This window comes from Ketobacter sp. MCCC 1A13808 (genome assembly GCF_009746715.1).
In the GTDB taxonomy this organism is placed as follows: domain Bacteria; phylum Pseudomonadota; class Gammaproteobacteria; order Pseudomonadales; family Ketobacteraceae; genus Ketobacter.
On the sequence record NZ_VRKW01000003.1, the window covers coordinates 351,883 to 366,055 of the forward strand.

The following is a 14,173-nucleotide window of genomic DNA, read 5'->3' on the forward strand; positions in this document are numbered from 1 at the left end:
CCTTATTGCGATGCGGGTTCAGCAGAATTTATCGTCGCCTCGGGGTCGGGCTGGTGAGTGTCGGTTGCTTTTAGTGCGGCGGTGTTTTGCTCTGCATATTGGTGTTTACGGTTGCGATCGAAAATTAACAGCAGCACCGGCAGTAACAGAATATCCAATAAAAACGCGGCCAATAGAATTACGGCGGTGACCTGCCCCAAGGCGCTGTTGATGATGATCTGCGACAAGCCTAACACCCCGAATCCAGCCGCTAGTACCGCGGTGGTGACGAACAGCGCAGGTCCAACCTGTTTGAAGGTGGCGCGAATGGCGAGTTCGGCATCCCCTTTAAAATCCTTCAATGCTTTTTGATACTTCACCAAAAAATGCACGGTGTCATCCACCACAATACCAATGGTGATGATGGTGACGCAGGTCAGTCCCAGGCCCACCCGGCCGGAATAAAGATACCAGACGCCGAAGCCGAACATGGCCGGAATGATGTTGGGTGCCAGACTGATTACGCCATAGCGCAACGACCGCAACATCAGCAGCATCACAAAGGAGATAAGCACGAGCGCTGTCGCCGAACCCTGCAATGAATTGGTCAAGCTGTGGATGGTCAGATAAGACCAAATCGTTGCAATGGCGATATTCCGGTCCTGCATGTGCGGGGGCAGATTTTCTTTCTGCCAAGCCCAAAAGCGCTGATCCAGTTCAATGTCGGTTTTGGTATCCAGTACCGGCATAGACACCGTCATTAACGTGTGGCTCCGGTCGGGTGTCAGTTGCTCGTTTAGATCCAGACCAAAAGGCAGGGACATTTCGTATAACAGCAGATACTGCGCAATCAATTCCCGATCATCGGGAATGCTGTAATAGGCGGGATCATCATTGTGCATACTCTTGTTTAGGCGTTTGATGACATCCGAAAAAGCGTGCACACTGGAAACTTCCGGTTGGGCTCGCAGGTAGGTGGCGAACTTGTCCATGTTTTTCAGGTAATCAGGGTCCACGGCGTTGTTCTCGCCGTCGGCATCCAGATTGTAACTGTAGATGTACACGGCACCGAAATGTTTATCGATCAGGGCGGTGTCACTGCGGAAAATATGCGGCTCGTGCAGGGTTTCAACCAGATTATCATTCAGGTCGTTGCGAAAACTGAGTGTAATCATGATGGCGGACAACGCGATCATAAACAGCAAGACGGCGTATTTGCGTTTAATTAAAAATAAAGCCAGCTTGTCCATCACCCTATCAATGAGCAGCTCTCTGGATTGGGTCGGCTTAAACGGAAACAGGGTGACCAGGGCGGGCAGCAAGGTCAGCGAAAACAGCCACGCCAACACAGCGCCAATGGCCGAGACGTTGCCCAGTGTGACAGCGGGTGGTAAGTCATTGGTGTTCAGGCTCAAAAAGCCGATCAGAGTAGTGAGTGTGGTCACGCTGACCGCAAAAAAATTGACTCGCAGGCTGTTGGCCAAGGCTTCTTTTTTATTTAAAGTCTGCATATCTTTGAGCAACTGGGTGAAGATATGAATGCAGTGGGCGACGGCAACAATAATGCTGATAATGACCGCATTAATGGACACCACGGAAAACGTTAAACCCAACCAGGATGCAAAGCCGATCGCGCCAAGGGAGCTGGCAATCGCGATAAACAACGCCACGACAACGGACCAGAAGCTACGCAAAAGCAGCCCCAGAATCAGAAACATCAAACCGAACATCACCGGGATCATCAAGCTCATATCCGATGCTGCCACTTCCATGTTGTAAACCGTGCTCAGTAAGCTGCTGGTGGCCGCTGTGGTGATGTTGGGGTACTGGGCTTTGATCGAATCAGCCAGGCCATAGGCTTGCTTGACCAGTGCCAAACCCTCGCCGGAAAGCAACTGTTCGTTGGTAATGGTCAGGGCGATGATCACAGCTGCGTGCTTGCCGTCAGCGGAAACCAAGCGTTGGGTGATGGCCGGGTCATTCAGCGCCACCTTCTGCCGCTCAGCCAGTGTATCGGGGTCATTCACTACGGACTCACCAAAAAAATCCTCTACGAACAGCTCATCGTCGTGGCTGTAGGTGTACTGGTAGTTGCTGAGGGAATCCACGCGGCGGGCATAGGGAAGCTCCCAGGCCTTTTCAGTCATCTGCTGCAATGCGCGCAGATTTTCAGGATCCATCATGCTGCCTTCGGTTGCGGACAACATAAAGAAAATCCGGTAATCGCTGCCGTAGGTTTCCTCCATAGCCTCAAAACGCTCATACTCGGGGTCGCCGTCAGAAAAAAAGGCGCGCGGGGAGCCGTCAAACGTGAAGTGGCGCAGGCCAGCGGCAGAAAAGACCAATAAGGCCAGCGAAGCGACGAAAAGCAGCCAGCGGAACCGGATCAGTATCGATATGAATGTGCCCATCAGAGAAAACTCGTTCTTTTGCAATAGTTCCCGATACTGTAATCAACGGTAAGAGAGTTGTCCTGATACTATCGGACTAGAGGGAGTGAAAATCGGGTGATTTAATGCCTTTTGGGGTGAGACTGATGGCCAGTGCTGGATGCATAGACTCAAACGGTGTTTAATTAAGGGTCGGAATGCTTGGGTCGGTCTTATAGACAGCAGAGGGAGCTAATAGTCATGATTCCAAATGGACTTTGTGGTTGCAGTCCGGGTGAGTTTGATACTTTTTCGAAGCCGCTTTTCAGGCTGGTTTGTCATTGTAGAACGTGCCAGTTGTTTTTTGGCTCAGACTACAACGATGAATGCACATTTTTATTGAAAGACTGCACCAGTCTAAATGCTGAAAGTTTAGAATTTAAAAGCTATCAGAGCGGCTTTTCGCCGATCAAACGCGGTCAATGTATACAGTGTGGTAAACCTAAATATTGCAAAGTAGAGATGGGTTCGATTATTGGGTTTGTGTCTATTCCCACAAACTACCTTCGTCACCTGGATTTGCCTCCGCCTATTGCGCATATTTATTACGATAATAGAACGACGGAAGTGCATGATGCGGTTAAAAAGATAGCTGGCCATCGTAGAAGTCAGGCAGCAATCCAATGGGCCGTATTGTCGTCGTTATTTCGACGGGCTTTTTTGAGTAAAGACTCGTAGAGCAGAAAACGGCAAGAGCGAATCGGAAGGCCAACCATTGAGTGTGCAACTCACATTTGTTCCGCTTTTCTGGCTGGGTTCATTGCTGTATGCTGCGCTCTGCGACGACGCTGATGCGGGCGTTTGAATGGATGGATTGTTCTAGTTAACCAGATCCTCTAACTTATTTCTTGGGAAATGTTAGCTATGGCCAGCCAATTACTGCTTCCTATGTTTGCGCATATGCTATGGACTGCATTTTTATACGTGGCTCTGACTATAATGAGAGCGCCCGGAATATGGCGCGTCGGGGCTCGCCAGGATGGCACTAATCCCTGGGCTGAATTTGAGCCAAAGGTGGCTGCCAACCTCTCTAATCAATTTGAATGGCCGCTCTTTTTTTATGTGATTTGCGTGTTGTTAATGTCATCCGATTTTACCTATTTTTCGGGGTATACAGGTTTGGCTTGGGTTTTTGTCGGTGGTCGCGTGATTCATAGCTATGTTCAAATTTGCACTTCAAATATTAGGCTTCGGGGTTTGCTATTTACTATTAATTTCACAGCGGTTTTGGCTATGTGGGGGATTCTTATATGGAACTATGCTGTTGGCTAGCGGGTGTCGGCATCGCAATATAAATTTTGCTGTTTTTATTTAAAAATAACGAGGGATCCAGATGAAAATTATTGTACGGTTAGTGGCGTTGATTGCAGCTTTAAACGCGGGCACGGTAGTTGCTGACGAATTCAGCATGCCGTTTGGCCTGGCTGCTATACCGGGTGCGAGATTGGCTATCAGCGACGCCTATGATACCGCAGGGGGGGATCGCGAGGAATCGATAGCCAGATTCGGCACTCAGGTTGCACGGGAAGAGGTCATCTCTTTTTATCGCAATGCGCTCTAAGAGGCGCGATTTGAAATTTATTCATCGTCCGATAGACCGGACTATGCCATGATCGCCGGTAAGCGAGATGATGACCGAATTACGGTTTATTATAAGAACCAAAGCGATTGGGTTGAAGCCGATGAAGGAGAGCTTTCAGTAAAGGCAGAGTATAACAAGCAGTAGCGACCACAAAAATGCCATTGGCGAATACGGCATTGCGGCAAAACTATGTTGGGTTGAGGAAGTCAGATTGTGAATTATGGGGCGTGGTATGCTTAAACGAAAAGGACATCGCTATATTGACGTTGAGTCCGGCAAATCCATAGATGCGTGGTTTCCTTATCAGGGGCATCCAATGTGTTGTTTCGCAGACACAGTCAGACCGGCCAGGTTGAAGTGTTACCTGCCAATTCCACGGTTTGGGGTGGTTTAAATTCAGACCTGCATAGTAACGATTAGCCGCCAAAAGATCACAGGTTTTGGCAAACTCGTTTTGGGAGTCGGTTTATTCCAATAAAGAGCAGAGAGGATTTCTTACGTTGCTTAAAGAAGTAGAGGGTCGGCAGGAGATCACGTTCAAAGAAGCGTTCGCAGTCTGGGTGCGCATTGGTCTGCTCAGTTTTGGGGGGCCGGCGGGTCAAATTGCGTTGATGCACCGAACCATCGTGGACGAAAAGAAGTGGCTGGATGAATCCCGCTTCTTGCATGCGTTGAACTATTGCATGTTATTGCCGGGACCGGAAGCTCAACAATTGGCGACCTATATTGGCTGGCTGTTACACGGGGTCAGAGGTGGGCTGGTTGCGGGGCTGCTTTTTATCTTGCCGGGCGCATTGGCGATTTTTGTACTGTCCTGGATTTATGTAGTGTATGGGGATTTGGCCATTACCGAGGGGGTGTTCTTCGGGCTGAAAGCGGCCGTGCTGGCGATCGTTTTACAGGCGTTGATTCGTATCGGGCGCCGAACTTTGCAGGGCATCCTGAAGCCTGCGCTTGCGGTCGGCGGTTTCGTGGCGCTGTTTGTGTTCAGTTTGCCTTTTCCCTTGGTTGTTTTGAGCGCGGGTATCATCGGTTACCTGGTTGCCCGTTGGTCGGCCCCCGATGCCAGCAGGCAACCCAGGCCAGACGCTTTCACTGAAACTACCCTCAGGCCCGGCACCCAACAGGCGGCGCTGTGTTGTCTGTTATTGTGGGGGCTGACGGTGGCTGCGTTATTTATGGTTTTGGGCGACGAGAGCGTGTTTACCCAGATTGCGGTTTTTTTCTCGAAGATGGCAACGGTCACTTTCGGGGGAGCGTACGCGGTGCTGAGCTACGTAGCACAGCAAGGCGTGGAAACTTTCCAGTGGCTTGAACCGGGTGAAATGCTGGAGGGGTTGGGGCTGGCGGAGACCACACCAGGGCCCCTGATTTTGGTCACCCAGTTCGTTGGCTTTCTGGCTGCATACCGGGATGGGGCTGGCGAACCCAGTCTGTTGATGGCGTCCGCGGGTGCGTTGCTCACGACCTGGGTTACGTTCTTACCCTGCTTTCTCTGGATTTTTGCCGGTGCACCTTATGTAGAAAAATTACGTAATAACCATGGGCTTTCCTCCGCTTTGTCCGCCATTACGGCGGTGGTGGTGGGGGTGATCGCCAACTTGGCATTATGGTTCGCGGTAAATGCAGTGTTTGGAGAGCATCAGCGGTTCACCACCGGGTGGGGCATTAACATGCAACTGCCGGTGCTGGACAGCATAAATGCACCGATGATGACGTTGGCGGTGATCGCAATGGTGTGTGCTTTCCGGCTAAAAATGGCCATGTTGCCATTGCTGGGTACTTGCGCCACATTAGGTGTCCTTTGGGTTTTTTGGACGCAATGATCGCGCCAGTCTGGTTTGCTTAACCAAGGCGACTATTGCCGCAACCAAACCTGCGAGCAGAATTATGATAATCAACAAAAGCAGAATCGGCAGTGGCATCTGATTGCCTGCAATCTTGATCCGAAAATTGGCTTTGGTAGCGGCAATACGGTCCGGTATGGCTGCGAGAAAGGCTTCACTGGTCTGGATAGTAAAATAATCACGTCGGCTCCGATACCGGACGACACTGACAAAGTCCCAGTCACTGTACCCTCTTCGACCCAATGTACTACTAAACAGGGGGTGGGTACCTGCGCTTAGCCAGATGGGTGCCAGCTGCCTGGTATATTTGTTGAACGCTTCTGTTCCGGTCAGCGCGGGGGAGAGAGCTTCCGCATATTGCGCCTGGTCGTTGAATTTGAAGGCATTTATGACGTAGAACCCTCTGCCATCATCGGTGGCCATAAAATGCCTGGCTTCTTCAGGATTGAGAAACGCGGCCACAGCCCCTTTTTGCTGACTCAGCTGTTGGAGAAAATAGTCCTGCTCCTCCACTGAAAGCGGGTTTATAGACCCTCGATACCAGGCGGCGAATCCAGCCACAAAAATCAGGGCAGAAACGAGCAAAACATTGCTCAATGTGAAGAGTCCTTTCATTTATTTCCCTGGGCATGACCATGACTTGCAAAATGCAACGCTATTCTTGGCGCTTGTGTTACGTAAGTGATTTGTGCATGAATACCGTATGAAATCCGGAGCGATGGCACCGGCCGACTATTAAAATCTATTTAGGAGCAAGGAAAAAAGTCATGCATGAGATTATTTGTCCTCACTGTACAAAAGCTTTCAAAATTGACGAGGCCGGATACGCTGACATTCTGAAGCAGGTGCGGGACAGTGAGTTTAATCAGCAATTGCACGAGAGGCTCGAATTGGCTGAGAAAGAGAAGCTGGCTGCGGTGGCGCTGGCAAAGGAGAAGGCCAGCAGCGAGATGCAAAAAGCGGCGGCAGTGAAGGAGAATGAGATACAGGAATTGCGAGCCAGGCTGGGTGTGGTTGAGGTCGCGCAAAAATTGGCTGTGAGCGAAGCGTTAAAAGAAATTGAGAGAGAGCGCGACACACTGGCAAATGAAATAAAGCAACTGAAGCAGGAAAACGACGCAGCCTCTAAGTTGGCAACGGCCCAGTATTCAAATCAACTGCAACAGACTGCAGCGAAAAAAGAGGTGGAAATTCAAGAGCTGAAGGCGACATTACGTGCTAACGAAGTAGCACAACAACACGCTATATCGGAAGCAACCAATGCGGCTGAAAAAATTCGTGATCAACTGAAAAGTGATTTGGAGAGGGCTAGACTCGAAAAGCAGTTAGCGGAGCAGTCGCTAAAAGATAAATATGAGACTCAGATAAAGGATCGTGATGATGCTATTGAGCGGCTTAAGGATATGAAGGCACGCTTGTCCACCAAAATGGTCGGAGAATCGCTGGAGCAGCACTGCGAAACGGAGTTTAATCGTATACGGGCCACCGCGTTCCCCAAGGCTTATTTTGAAAAGGATAACGATTCTCGATCCGGTAGTAAGGGGGACTATATCTTTCGGGATTCGAGTGAGACCGGAACGGAAATCGTGTCGATCATGTTCGAAATGAAAAATGAAAATGATCAGACGGCGACTAAGAAGAAAAACGAAGACTTTTTCAAGGAGCTTGATAAGGATAGAAACGAAAAATCGTGCGAGTACGCTGTTCTCGTTTCACTGCTTGAACCGGATAGCGAGCTTTACAATTCCGGGATTGTTGATGTCTCCCATCGCTATCAGAAAATGTATGTTGTGCGCCCGCAGTTCTTTATTCCGATCATTACCTTGTTGCGTAACGCGGCGCAGAACGCGCTGAAATATAAAAATGAACTTGCTATTGTCAAAGCTCAGAATATTGATATCACGAACTTTGAAAACGAACTCGACGAGTTCAAGGCGGGTTTTGCGCGAAATTACGAGCTGGCGTCTAAGAAATTTAAAACAGCGATTCAGGAGATCGACAAAACCATCGACCACCTCCAAAAAACCAAGGATGCATTGCTGGGGTCTGAAAACAATCTTCGTCTTGCTAATAATAAGGCCGATGATTTAAGTGTGAAAAAACTAACGAAGAAAAACCCGACGATGGCTGCAAAATTTGCCGAGCTAAAACACGATGACGCCGGTGGAAGGGAATAGCCCGCTGGATGCCATTGGGTAATCGGGCCAAGTACCTTTACTGGGCCCCGACTTTGTGATGGGAAATTGAGTAACCGGCGCTGCCACTTTCAAAGCACTAACCAGTAGTGGCTCTGCTCGGAGATTAGAGGTGTAAACAATTTTTAACCAGGGTATATTATGTCGGGTTATGGTTTATAATCTCAATTTAATTTCAACCATTTAACTGTCGGGATACGATTATGTCAAATGAAGGTTACCACGAACCTATTGAAGAACTTACCGCTGAAACCAGAGATATGCACAGAGCGATTACATCATTGATGGAAGAGCTGGAAGCGGTGGATTGGTACAATCAGCGGGTTGATGCCTGTAAAGACGAAGAGCTAAAGGCCATTCTCGCCCATAATAGGGACGAGGAAAAAGAACACGCTGCCATGGTCATTGAATGGATCAGAAGAAAGGATCCCCGGTTCGATAAAGAACTAAAAGATTACCTGTTTACCGACAAGCCGATAGCGCATAAATAAAGTACGTCGTAACGTTAGGGCACGAGGTCTTTGAGAGGAGCCTCGGGTTCTTTGGGGGTGCGACTGGTCGTAGTGCCCCCTCAGTCAATTTCACTTTTTTCCGTTGTGCTGTGCCAGTTGATCGAAGCGGGGAAAAGGCAGAGTCTGTGTATCTTTATCGTCTGGTTTTTTAATCTCTATCTGTACGCAATTTAAGACATTTTGGGTAAGCACGGCTGCAGCGTTCGATCAGTTATAAGGTCTTTTTAATCCAGGTATCAAGTGAATATGTTGAAGGCGCATAATATTAAGAAAATAAAATACGTTCTCCTATTATTGGTGGGTTTAACTTACTATTTATTGGGAGGCGATCTGGGCCTCTCTGACTCATCTGTGCCATCGGGTTCGGCTGCTGGTTCGGAAGTGTATGCAGCCTTTCAGGATAAAAAGAGTGACGTACAGGTGCGTGGCTATGGAACGGTTTCCAGGGTGCTTCCGGATGACCTGAAGGGCAGCCGGCATCAGAAATTCATACTCGATTTGCCTTCGGGTATTGGTATTTTGGTCGCACACAACATTGATCTGGCTCCGCGCATTCCACAATTGAGAAAAGGCGACAAGGTCGCGTTTTTCGGTGAGTACGAATGGAACGATAAAGGCGGAGTGGTCCATTGGACTCACCATGACCCAAGCGCCCGGCACATCGATGGCTGGCTCGAACACGATGGTGAGAAGTTCCAATAGTCCTGTATAAATTACTTCAAGAGCGAGTGGCTGAGTATTTTTTAAATAGCGGGTGTGCTTCCATGTTGGATGTTAGCGATACCAGGCTGGGGCAGTGCTCCGGCTGAATAGATGAGGCGACCAACTGAGCACCGAAACTCCAGGCGATGGCGGCTGTAATACCGGCTTGGCAACAATCACCATCATATCGAGCCGCGTTGTTTTTGACGGCTTGCTCAAGTTCAATAAAGGCGGCGTGGCATTGTCCCTGGACTCTATCAAGCCAGGGTTGATGTCGGGTTGATTCTGGTCGTAGCTTTGTTTCGTAAATAATCTGCAGGCATTTTTCCAGTGCAGCCAGCGCAATGCTGACGGTCCGAAAATCGCTCTGTAACCATTCAGGCTCCCTAGGCCATAGCGTGTTGCCATTCGAAAGAGCCAGTTCGGCGTATTGAATAATGAGCGACGAGTCCATTATTTTTTCGCCGTTGTCGAGTATCAGGGTCGGGATTTTCAAGATGGGATTGAGCTTGCCCAGAGCCTGAACATCGATGAAGGGTGATAGTGGTTTGACTTCGAAGGGTAGCTCTAATAATTCCAGGGAAATGGCCGTTCTTCTAAAATAGGGGGAATTCGGAACACCGACTAATTGCATTGTGGAAGCCTTGTGAAGCGAGTTTGCGTGTTCAGTATTCTAGAGGATATTCTCCGGGCCTGGATAGTCCCTTGCGACCAATTCGCTATCGATATATGATTTATATATGTTTCGTATGCAGGTGGCGTAGATGGGTATTGTCAAGATAGATGATGAATTGCACGAGGAATTGCGCAAAGCGAGTTCGGTAATGGTGCGTTCAATTAACGCTCAGGCGGAATACTGGATCAAAATTGGTATGTTGGCTGAGGCTAATCCGGCCATGACCTACTCCCAGATTGTGAATCACCAAATGAAGCAGGCCGACGTTGATATAAGTGATATTAACGGTGGCTAAGGTCGTTTTGAAAAGTGCCGGGGAATTGAGCCTGATGCGGGAATCCGGACGGCTTCTGGCCGCGGTTTTTGGTTATCTTGATGGTCAGATCGAAGCCGGAATGTCGACGATGGATATTAATAATCTGGCTGAGCATTATATAGTACAGCAACTTAAGTGCCGCCCAGCCAGTAAAGGCCAGTACGGTTACCAGTACGTGCTGAATACCTCAGTAAACAATGTGGTGTGTCATGGTGTGCCTTCCCGCGTTCAGAAACTGAAGCCGGGTGATATTGTCAATGTTGATATTACGCTGGAACACCGTGGCTTTATCGCCGATTCCAGCAAAATGTATCTGATTGGTGTTGTGTCACCACTGGCGAGGCGCTTGGTTTTAACAACCTATGAGGCAATGTGGGAAGGAATACGGGCGGTGCGGCCAGGGGCTACTCTGGGTGATGTTGGGCACGCTGTTCAGCGGTATGCGGAAATGCATGGATATTCGGTTGTGCGTGAGTACTGCGGCCATGGCATTGGTCGGGAGATGCACGAGGAGCCCCAGGTATTGCATTACGGTCAGCGGGGTAAAGGCCTGCTCTTGCAGGAAGGTATGACTTTCACGATCGAGCCGATGATCAATCAGGGTAAAGCAAAAGTTAAAACAAAGAAGGATGGCTGGACAGTGGTAACAAGCGACAAAAGGTTGTCCGCGCAATGGGAGCACACGATAGCCGTTACAGCAGGTGGCTATGAAGTGCTGACGCTTAGGGATGAAGAGCGGACAGCATAGTGGGCAGTTGAAATAGTTTCGACTGTGTTGTCATCTGCTACCGGGTTGGCCTTCTACATCAAGCAGAAGTCTAACCCGGGTTTGCGGGTCAGTTTAAAACGTATAGCCGAGGGAAAGGCTGTAGAGACTGGGGTCTACATCAATAGAAATTTTTTGTGAGCTGGGAGGAAACCCGTTTACGTTTACCGTGTTGCTGATGTCGGCTGTGACATCGTAATACGAGTACGACAAATCGATTAGCCAATTTGCCGCAAAGCTGTGGCTCACGCCCAGTTTGAAAGCCGCACCGATTGAATCATCAATTTCGCCTGCCGCGGATGCTTGTCCGGAAGCAATTAGCTGTTGGGCCAAAACAGGCCCGACGACACCTGAAAGCAGGGAAAAGGTATAACCTTCGTACACTTCCACATCGACGAATTTGGTGTAGTTGACCCCCAAGCCAGCATAAACATTCCAGCCGCCCTGGAGCGGATAGCGGTAGATTGCCAGAAAGGTGGGTGCCAGGGATTTTGACTCACCGACTTCACCCAGATCCTGCCCGCTGGCCTGTGCTTTGAGCTTGACTGTCGGTGGAATCCCCACTGCCAGTTCAAACGTCCAGTTTTTATTGAAGTTGTAGTCGTAGGTTAATAAAAACGTGTCAACATTTTTGGCGCCAGCGGTAATGCCTGCCGGCACCCCATCACCCTGCAGCTGACCGGAGTCGTTGGCGAAATCGGTATAGCCGTATCCAGCTTTAACCGTGTGCATGCCTGTTGCCTGGGATTGGGCTGATAGCCCCATTAAGCCGATGCTTGCCGCTATTGCGACAGACCATTGAAGTGGTCGTCTCATGTGTGCGCACTCTGTTTATAGATCTGTCAGATCAGGTTAGCCCAAGTTTCTGATTCATCAATAATTGATCATATTTTGTGCGACTCACGGGTCAGGATGCGGCTGGGTGTGAGGTGGTAAACGCATTACCGGGATTGGGGTTATTGGTCAGGCTCGGCACTGTTTTGCCGGTCTTTTAGCGCCGTTTCAGCTTCCTCGCATCGCCCGGCTTCGGCAGTTACCCGGTCCATTAGCCCTTTATAAAGGAAAGACATGCCACCGGTTAATACTGCCGCCCCTCCGCTAAGCAGAACACCCTTGTTATTCAGGCCAACACTGGGTTGCGCCAACGTTCCGCTCAATTTCACAAAGGGCGTGACAAACATATCGGCACTGACGCCAACACCCTCTCGGGGTTTGGTATTAAATTCAATGGCGAGAGTTTCCTGGTTTAGATCGATATTGCCGCCACCGACCACCATTAGTTGTTCGCTCTGCATCAGAAACCCTTCAATATCGCCCTCGCCGGATTCAAACTCGATAGCAAATAGACTGCACTCCCATTGTGTAAATTCTTCTTTTTCAGCGAACGGATTTATGGCATTGAACAACTGAGTAAGAATGTCTCCGGTAAATTTTTCGATAAGCGCATTGCTGACTTTGCCCTTGCCTTGGTTGGCCACGACGTTTCCATCCAGGTTGGATGCCAGTGCGCGGGGTGAATCTCCACTGCTGTGCAGGTCTATATTCATATTGGAAACCGGAATCTGTTCTTCAGGGACCGAGGCTCCGGATAGCAATGCCAATTTCAGGTCACGGACTTTCGTGTCGATGCGGATGTCGGCTTTTTTGTCGGAGGTGTTCAGTGTTAGCTTGTTATCGTATTTTCCACTGAGCTTGCCTTCGAAGGCATTGGACACCGTCATTTTGCCGTTCTTCGCTTGCGCCTGAATAGTCACATTTTTGAATTCGGCATCCTGCACTATCAAGCGGGTAATACTAAGGTCGGTATCCAGACTCAATGCTTGTAGCGTATCGAAAGGGAGAGGGGTTTCGTCAAAAATATAATGGGTTTCGCCGTTGGATTTGGCTTCCGTTTTCTCTGCTTTTGGCTTGCTTGCAGGTTGATGATTAATAAAGGGGGTAAGATCAATTAAATCCGACTTGGCCTGCAGGTGGATCACCGGGCGCTCGTTATTTTCTATATGTGCTTTTCCGGTCAGCGTGCTGCTGCCGATTTGGACACGGTAGGATGGCATATCGACTTTGTTGCCAGCCAGCATAAACTCGCTTTGAATTTCGAACGGTAAAGGGGGTAAATCCGGGCTCAATAAGCTGAGTTTGTCGCCGGAGGCCCGAGCGGAAAGTTCAACGCGACTGGTACCGGTATCAATTTCCCCATCCAGGGTGATACGGATTCCTTTGGTGCTGGCAACCACGCGTTTAAGCATGACGTTCCCCTTTGACATGGATACATGGCCTTCCAGTGATAGCTCGGTATCCGGTAATTCTTCGATTTTAAGCAGGCCCCCCAAATCAGACAGGGTACTCAAAGAGGAACTGAAATTGACGGTATCTTCAGGGTAATCGTATTTGGACACGAGCTTAACTTCACCGGCTTGTGCCCTGAGGTCGGTATGGTGCTCCGACACCTGGCCAGAGACGGACAGCGGGATGTCGATAAAGCGGCCTGTGCCATTGATTTCGGTAGTGGCGGAATCGCGTTGGTTAACTGTAAACGACTCAACACGAAGCGATAAATCTTCAGCATCGGGTTGTCGGTAGATCACCACAATATTGCTCATGTCCGCGGTTTGAATATCATAGGAAAACGCCGCCTTGTCCGCTTCGTTTTTTTGCTCCGGTTCCGCGTCGTTATTTTGAGCCAGGTCAAATTCCCAGTTCGACTTGTCATCTGCACTGCTTTCGACCAGCAAGCGTATGTTCTCAAGTTGCAGTTTTTCCACCTCGATCCGCTCGGAAAACAGTGGCATCAACTTGATTTCCATGTAGCCTTTACCTGCTGTCAGCATCTCAGGTTCTGAGCCCCAGGAAGGGTTGGCTAGCGTCAAATCTTCGAATAACAGCGTGGGGGTAGGTAATAACTTTAACGAGAAGTCGCCATTGATACGGAATTCGCGGTCGATGACGTCGCTGAGGGTGGATTCCAATTTTGGTTTGAGTACACCGAAATCGAACGTCCACAAAAACAGTATTGCCAAGGTGAGCACTATCGCCAGGGAAATACCGGTGATCTTCAAAAATAGGCGCCCCGTCATCTCATTCTTTTCCATATCGCTGTGGAGAATGGATATAACCATACCGTGCGGTCATGCACATTCTCCAGAGTTTTCTATAATTCCTTATCTGAAGC

General features: G+C 49.3%; 14 protein-coding genes. 9 read left to right on the forward strand and 5 right to left on the reverse strand.

The window, feature by feature from the left end; all coding sequences use genetic code 11:
- Positions 1 to 2: 2 nt before the first annotated feature.
- Positions 3 to 2,390, reverse strand: a complete 2,388-nt coding sequence (locus FT643_RS08400; RefSeq protein WP_156870931.1) for an efflux RND transporter permease subunit — start codon at positions 2,388 to 2,390, stop codon at positions 3 to 5.
- A 219-nt stretch (positions 2,391 to 2,609) separates the two neighbouring features.
- On the opposite strand from FT643_RS08400, the gene FT643_RS08405 reads away from it, so the two are divergent.
- The 4 genes from FT643_RS08405 (at position 2,610) to chrA (ending at position 5,816) form a co-directional block, all read left to right on the forward strand.
- Positions 2,610 to 3,086 (forward strand): GFA family protein, encoded by a 477-nt coding sequence (locus tag FT643_RS08405; protein WP_156870932.1) that lies wholly within the window; start codon positions 2,610 to 2,612, stop codon positions 3,084 to 3,086.
- A gap of 186 nt (positions 3,087 to 3,272) precedes the next feature.
- The gene (locus FT643_RS08410) at positions 3,273 to 3,680 is read left to right on the forward strand and encodes an MAPEG family protein (RefSeq protein WP_156870933.1); all 408 of its coding nucleotides are present in this window, start codon (positions 3,273 to 3,275) and stop codon (positions 3,678 to 3,680) included.
- Positions 3,681 to 3,741: 61 nt separating this feature from the next.
- Positions 3,742 to 3,969, forward strand: a complete 228-nt coding sequence (locus FT643_RS08415; protein ID WP_156870934.1) for a hypothetical protein — start codon at positions 3,742 to 3,744, stop codon at positions 3,967 to 3,969.
- 461 nt (positions 3,970 to 4,430) lie between these two features.
- Positions 4,431 to 5,816: a chromate efflux transporter gene (gene chrA / locus FT643_RS08420; RefSeq protein ID WP_232339999.1), complete on the forward strand. Its 1,386-nt coding sequence runs from the start codon at positions 4,431 to 4,433 to the stop codon at positions 5,814 to 5,816.
- Here chrA and FT643_RS08425 read toward each other — a convergent pair.
- Positions 5,784 to 6,452, reverse strand: a complete 669-nt coding sequence (locus tag FT643_RS08425) for a hypothetical protein (RefSeq protein WP_156870935.1) — start codon at positions 6,450 to 6,452, stop codon at positions 5,784 to 5,786. The two genes, chrA and FT643_RS08425, sit on opposite strands and share 33 nt — an antisense overlap.
- Positions 6,453 to 6,604: 152 nt before the next feature.
- Here FT643_RS08425 and FT643_RS08430 point away from each other — a divergent pair, with 152 nt between their 5' ends.
- The 3 genes from FT643_RS08430 to FT643_RS08440 all read left to right on the forward strand — a co-directional run bounded on the left by FT643_RS08430 (position 6,605) and on the right by FT643_RS08440 (position 9,246).
- Positions 6,605 to 8,014, forward strand: coding sequence for a DUF2130 domain-containing protein (locus tag FT643_RS08430; RefSeq protein ID WP_156870936.1), 1,410 nt, complete (start codon positions 6,605 to 6,607; stop codon positions 8,012 to 8,014).
- Positions 8,015 to 8,235: 221 nt separating this feature from the next.
- The gene (locus tag FT643_RS08435) at positions 8,236 to 8,523 is read left to right on the forward strand and encodes an encapsulin-associated ferritin-like protein (RefSeq protein WP_156870937.1); all 288 of its coding nucleotides are present in this window, start codon (positions 8,236 to 8,238) and stop codon (positions 8,521 to 8,523) included.
- Between the two features lie 267 nt (positions 8,524 to 8,790).
- Positions 8,791 to 9,246: a DUF3465 domain-containing protein gene (locus FT643_RS08440; RefSeq protein WP_156870938.1), complete on the forward strand. Its 456-nt coding sequence runs from the start codon at positions 8,791 to 8,793 to the stop codon at positions 9,244 to 9,246.
- Between the two features lie 16 nt (positions 9,247 to 9,262).
- On the opposite strand, the gene FT643_RS08445 is transcribed toward FT643_RS08440, so the two are convergent.
- The gene (locus FT643_RS08445; RefSeq protein WP_156870939.1) at positions 9,263 to 9,880 is read right to left on the reverse strand and encodes a glutathione S-transferase; all 618 of its coding nucleotides are present in this window, start codon (positions 9,878 to 9,880) and stop codon (positions 9,263 to 9,265) included.
- A gap of 130 nt (positions 9,881 to 10,010) precedes the next feature.
- Between FT643_RS08445 and FT643_RS08450 the strand changes: the two genes are divergently transcribed.
- Together FT643_RS08450 and map are read left to right on the forward strand one after the other, a co-directional pair.
- Complete coding sequence (locus FT643_RS08450) at positions 10,011 to 10,217, forward strand: ParD-like family protein (protein ID WP_156870940.1); 207 nt, start codon at positions 10,011 to 10,013, stop codon at positions 10,215 to 10,217.
- Positions 10,210 to 10,986 carry a type I methionyl aminopeptidase gene (gene map, locus FT643_RS08455; RefSeq protein ID WP_317621975.1) on the forward strand — a complete coding sequence of 259 codons (777 nt, stop codon included), beginning with the start codon at positions 10,210 to 10,212 and terminating at the stop codon, positions 10,984 to 10,986. The genes FT643_RS08450 and map overlap by 8 nt, the downstream gene beginning before the upstream one ends.
- A 93-nt stretch (positions 10,987 to 11,079) precedes the next feature.
- On the opposite strand, the gene FT643_RS08460 is transcribed toward map, so the two are convergent.
- Both FT643_RS08460 and FT643_RS08465 read right to left on the reverse strand, forming a co-directional pair.
- Complete coding sequence (locus FT643_RS08460) at positions 11,080 to 11,820, reverse strand: OmpW/AlkL family protein (protein ID WP_156870941.1); 741 nt, start codon at positions 11,818 to 11,820, stop codon at positions 11,080 to 11,082.
- Between the two features lie 140 nt (positions 11,821 to 11,960).
- Complete coding sequence (locus FT643_RS08465) at positions 11,961 to 14,120, reverse strand: AsmA family protein (RefSeq protein WP_156870942.1); 2,160 nt, start codon at positions 14,118 to 14,120, stop codon at positions 11,961 to 11,963.
- Positions 14,121 to 14,173 lie beyond the last annotated feature (53 nt).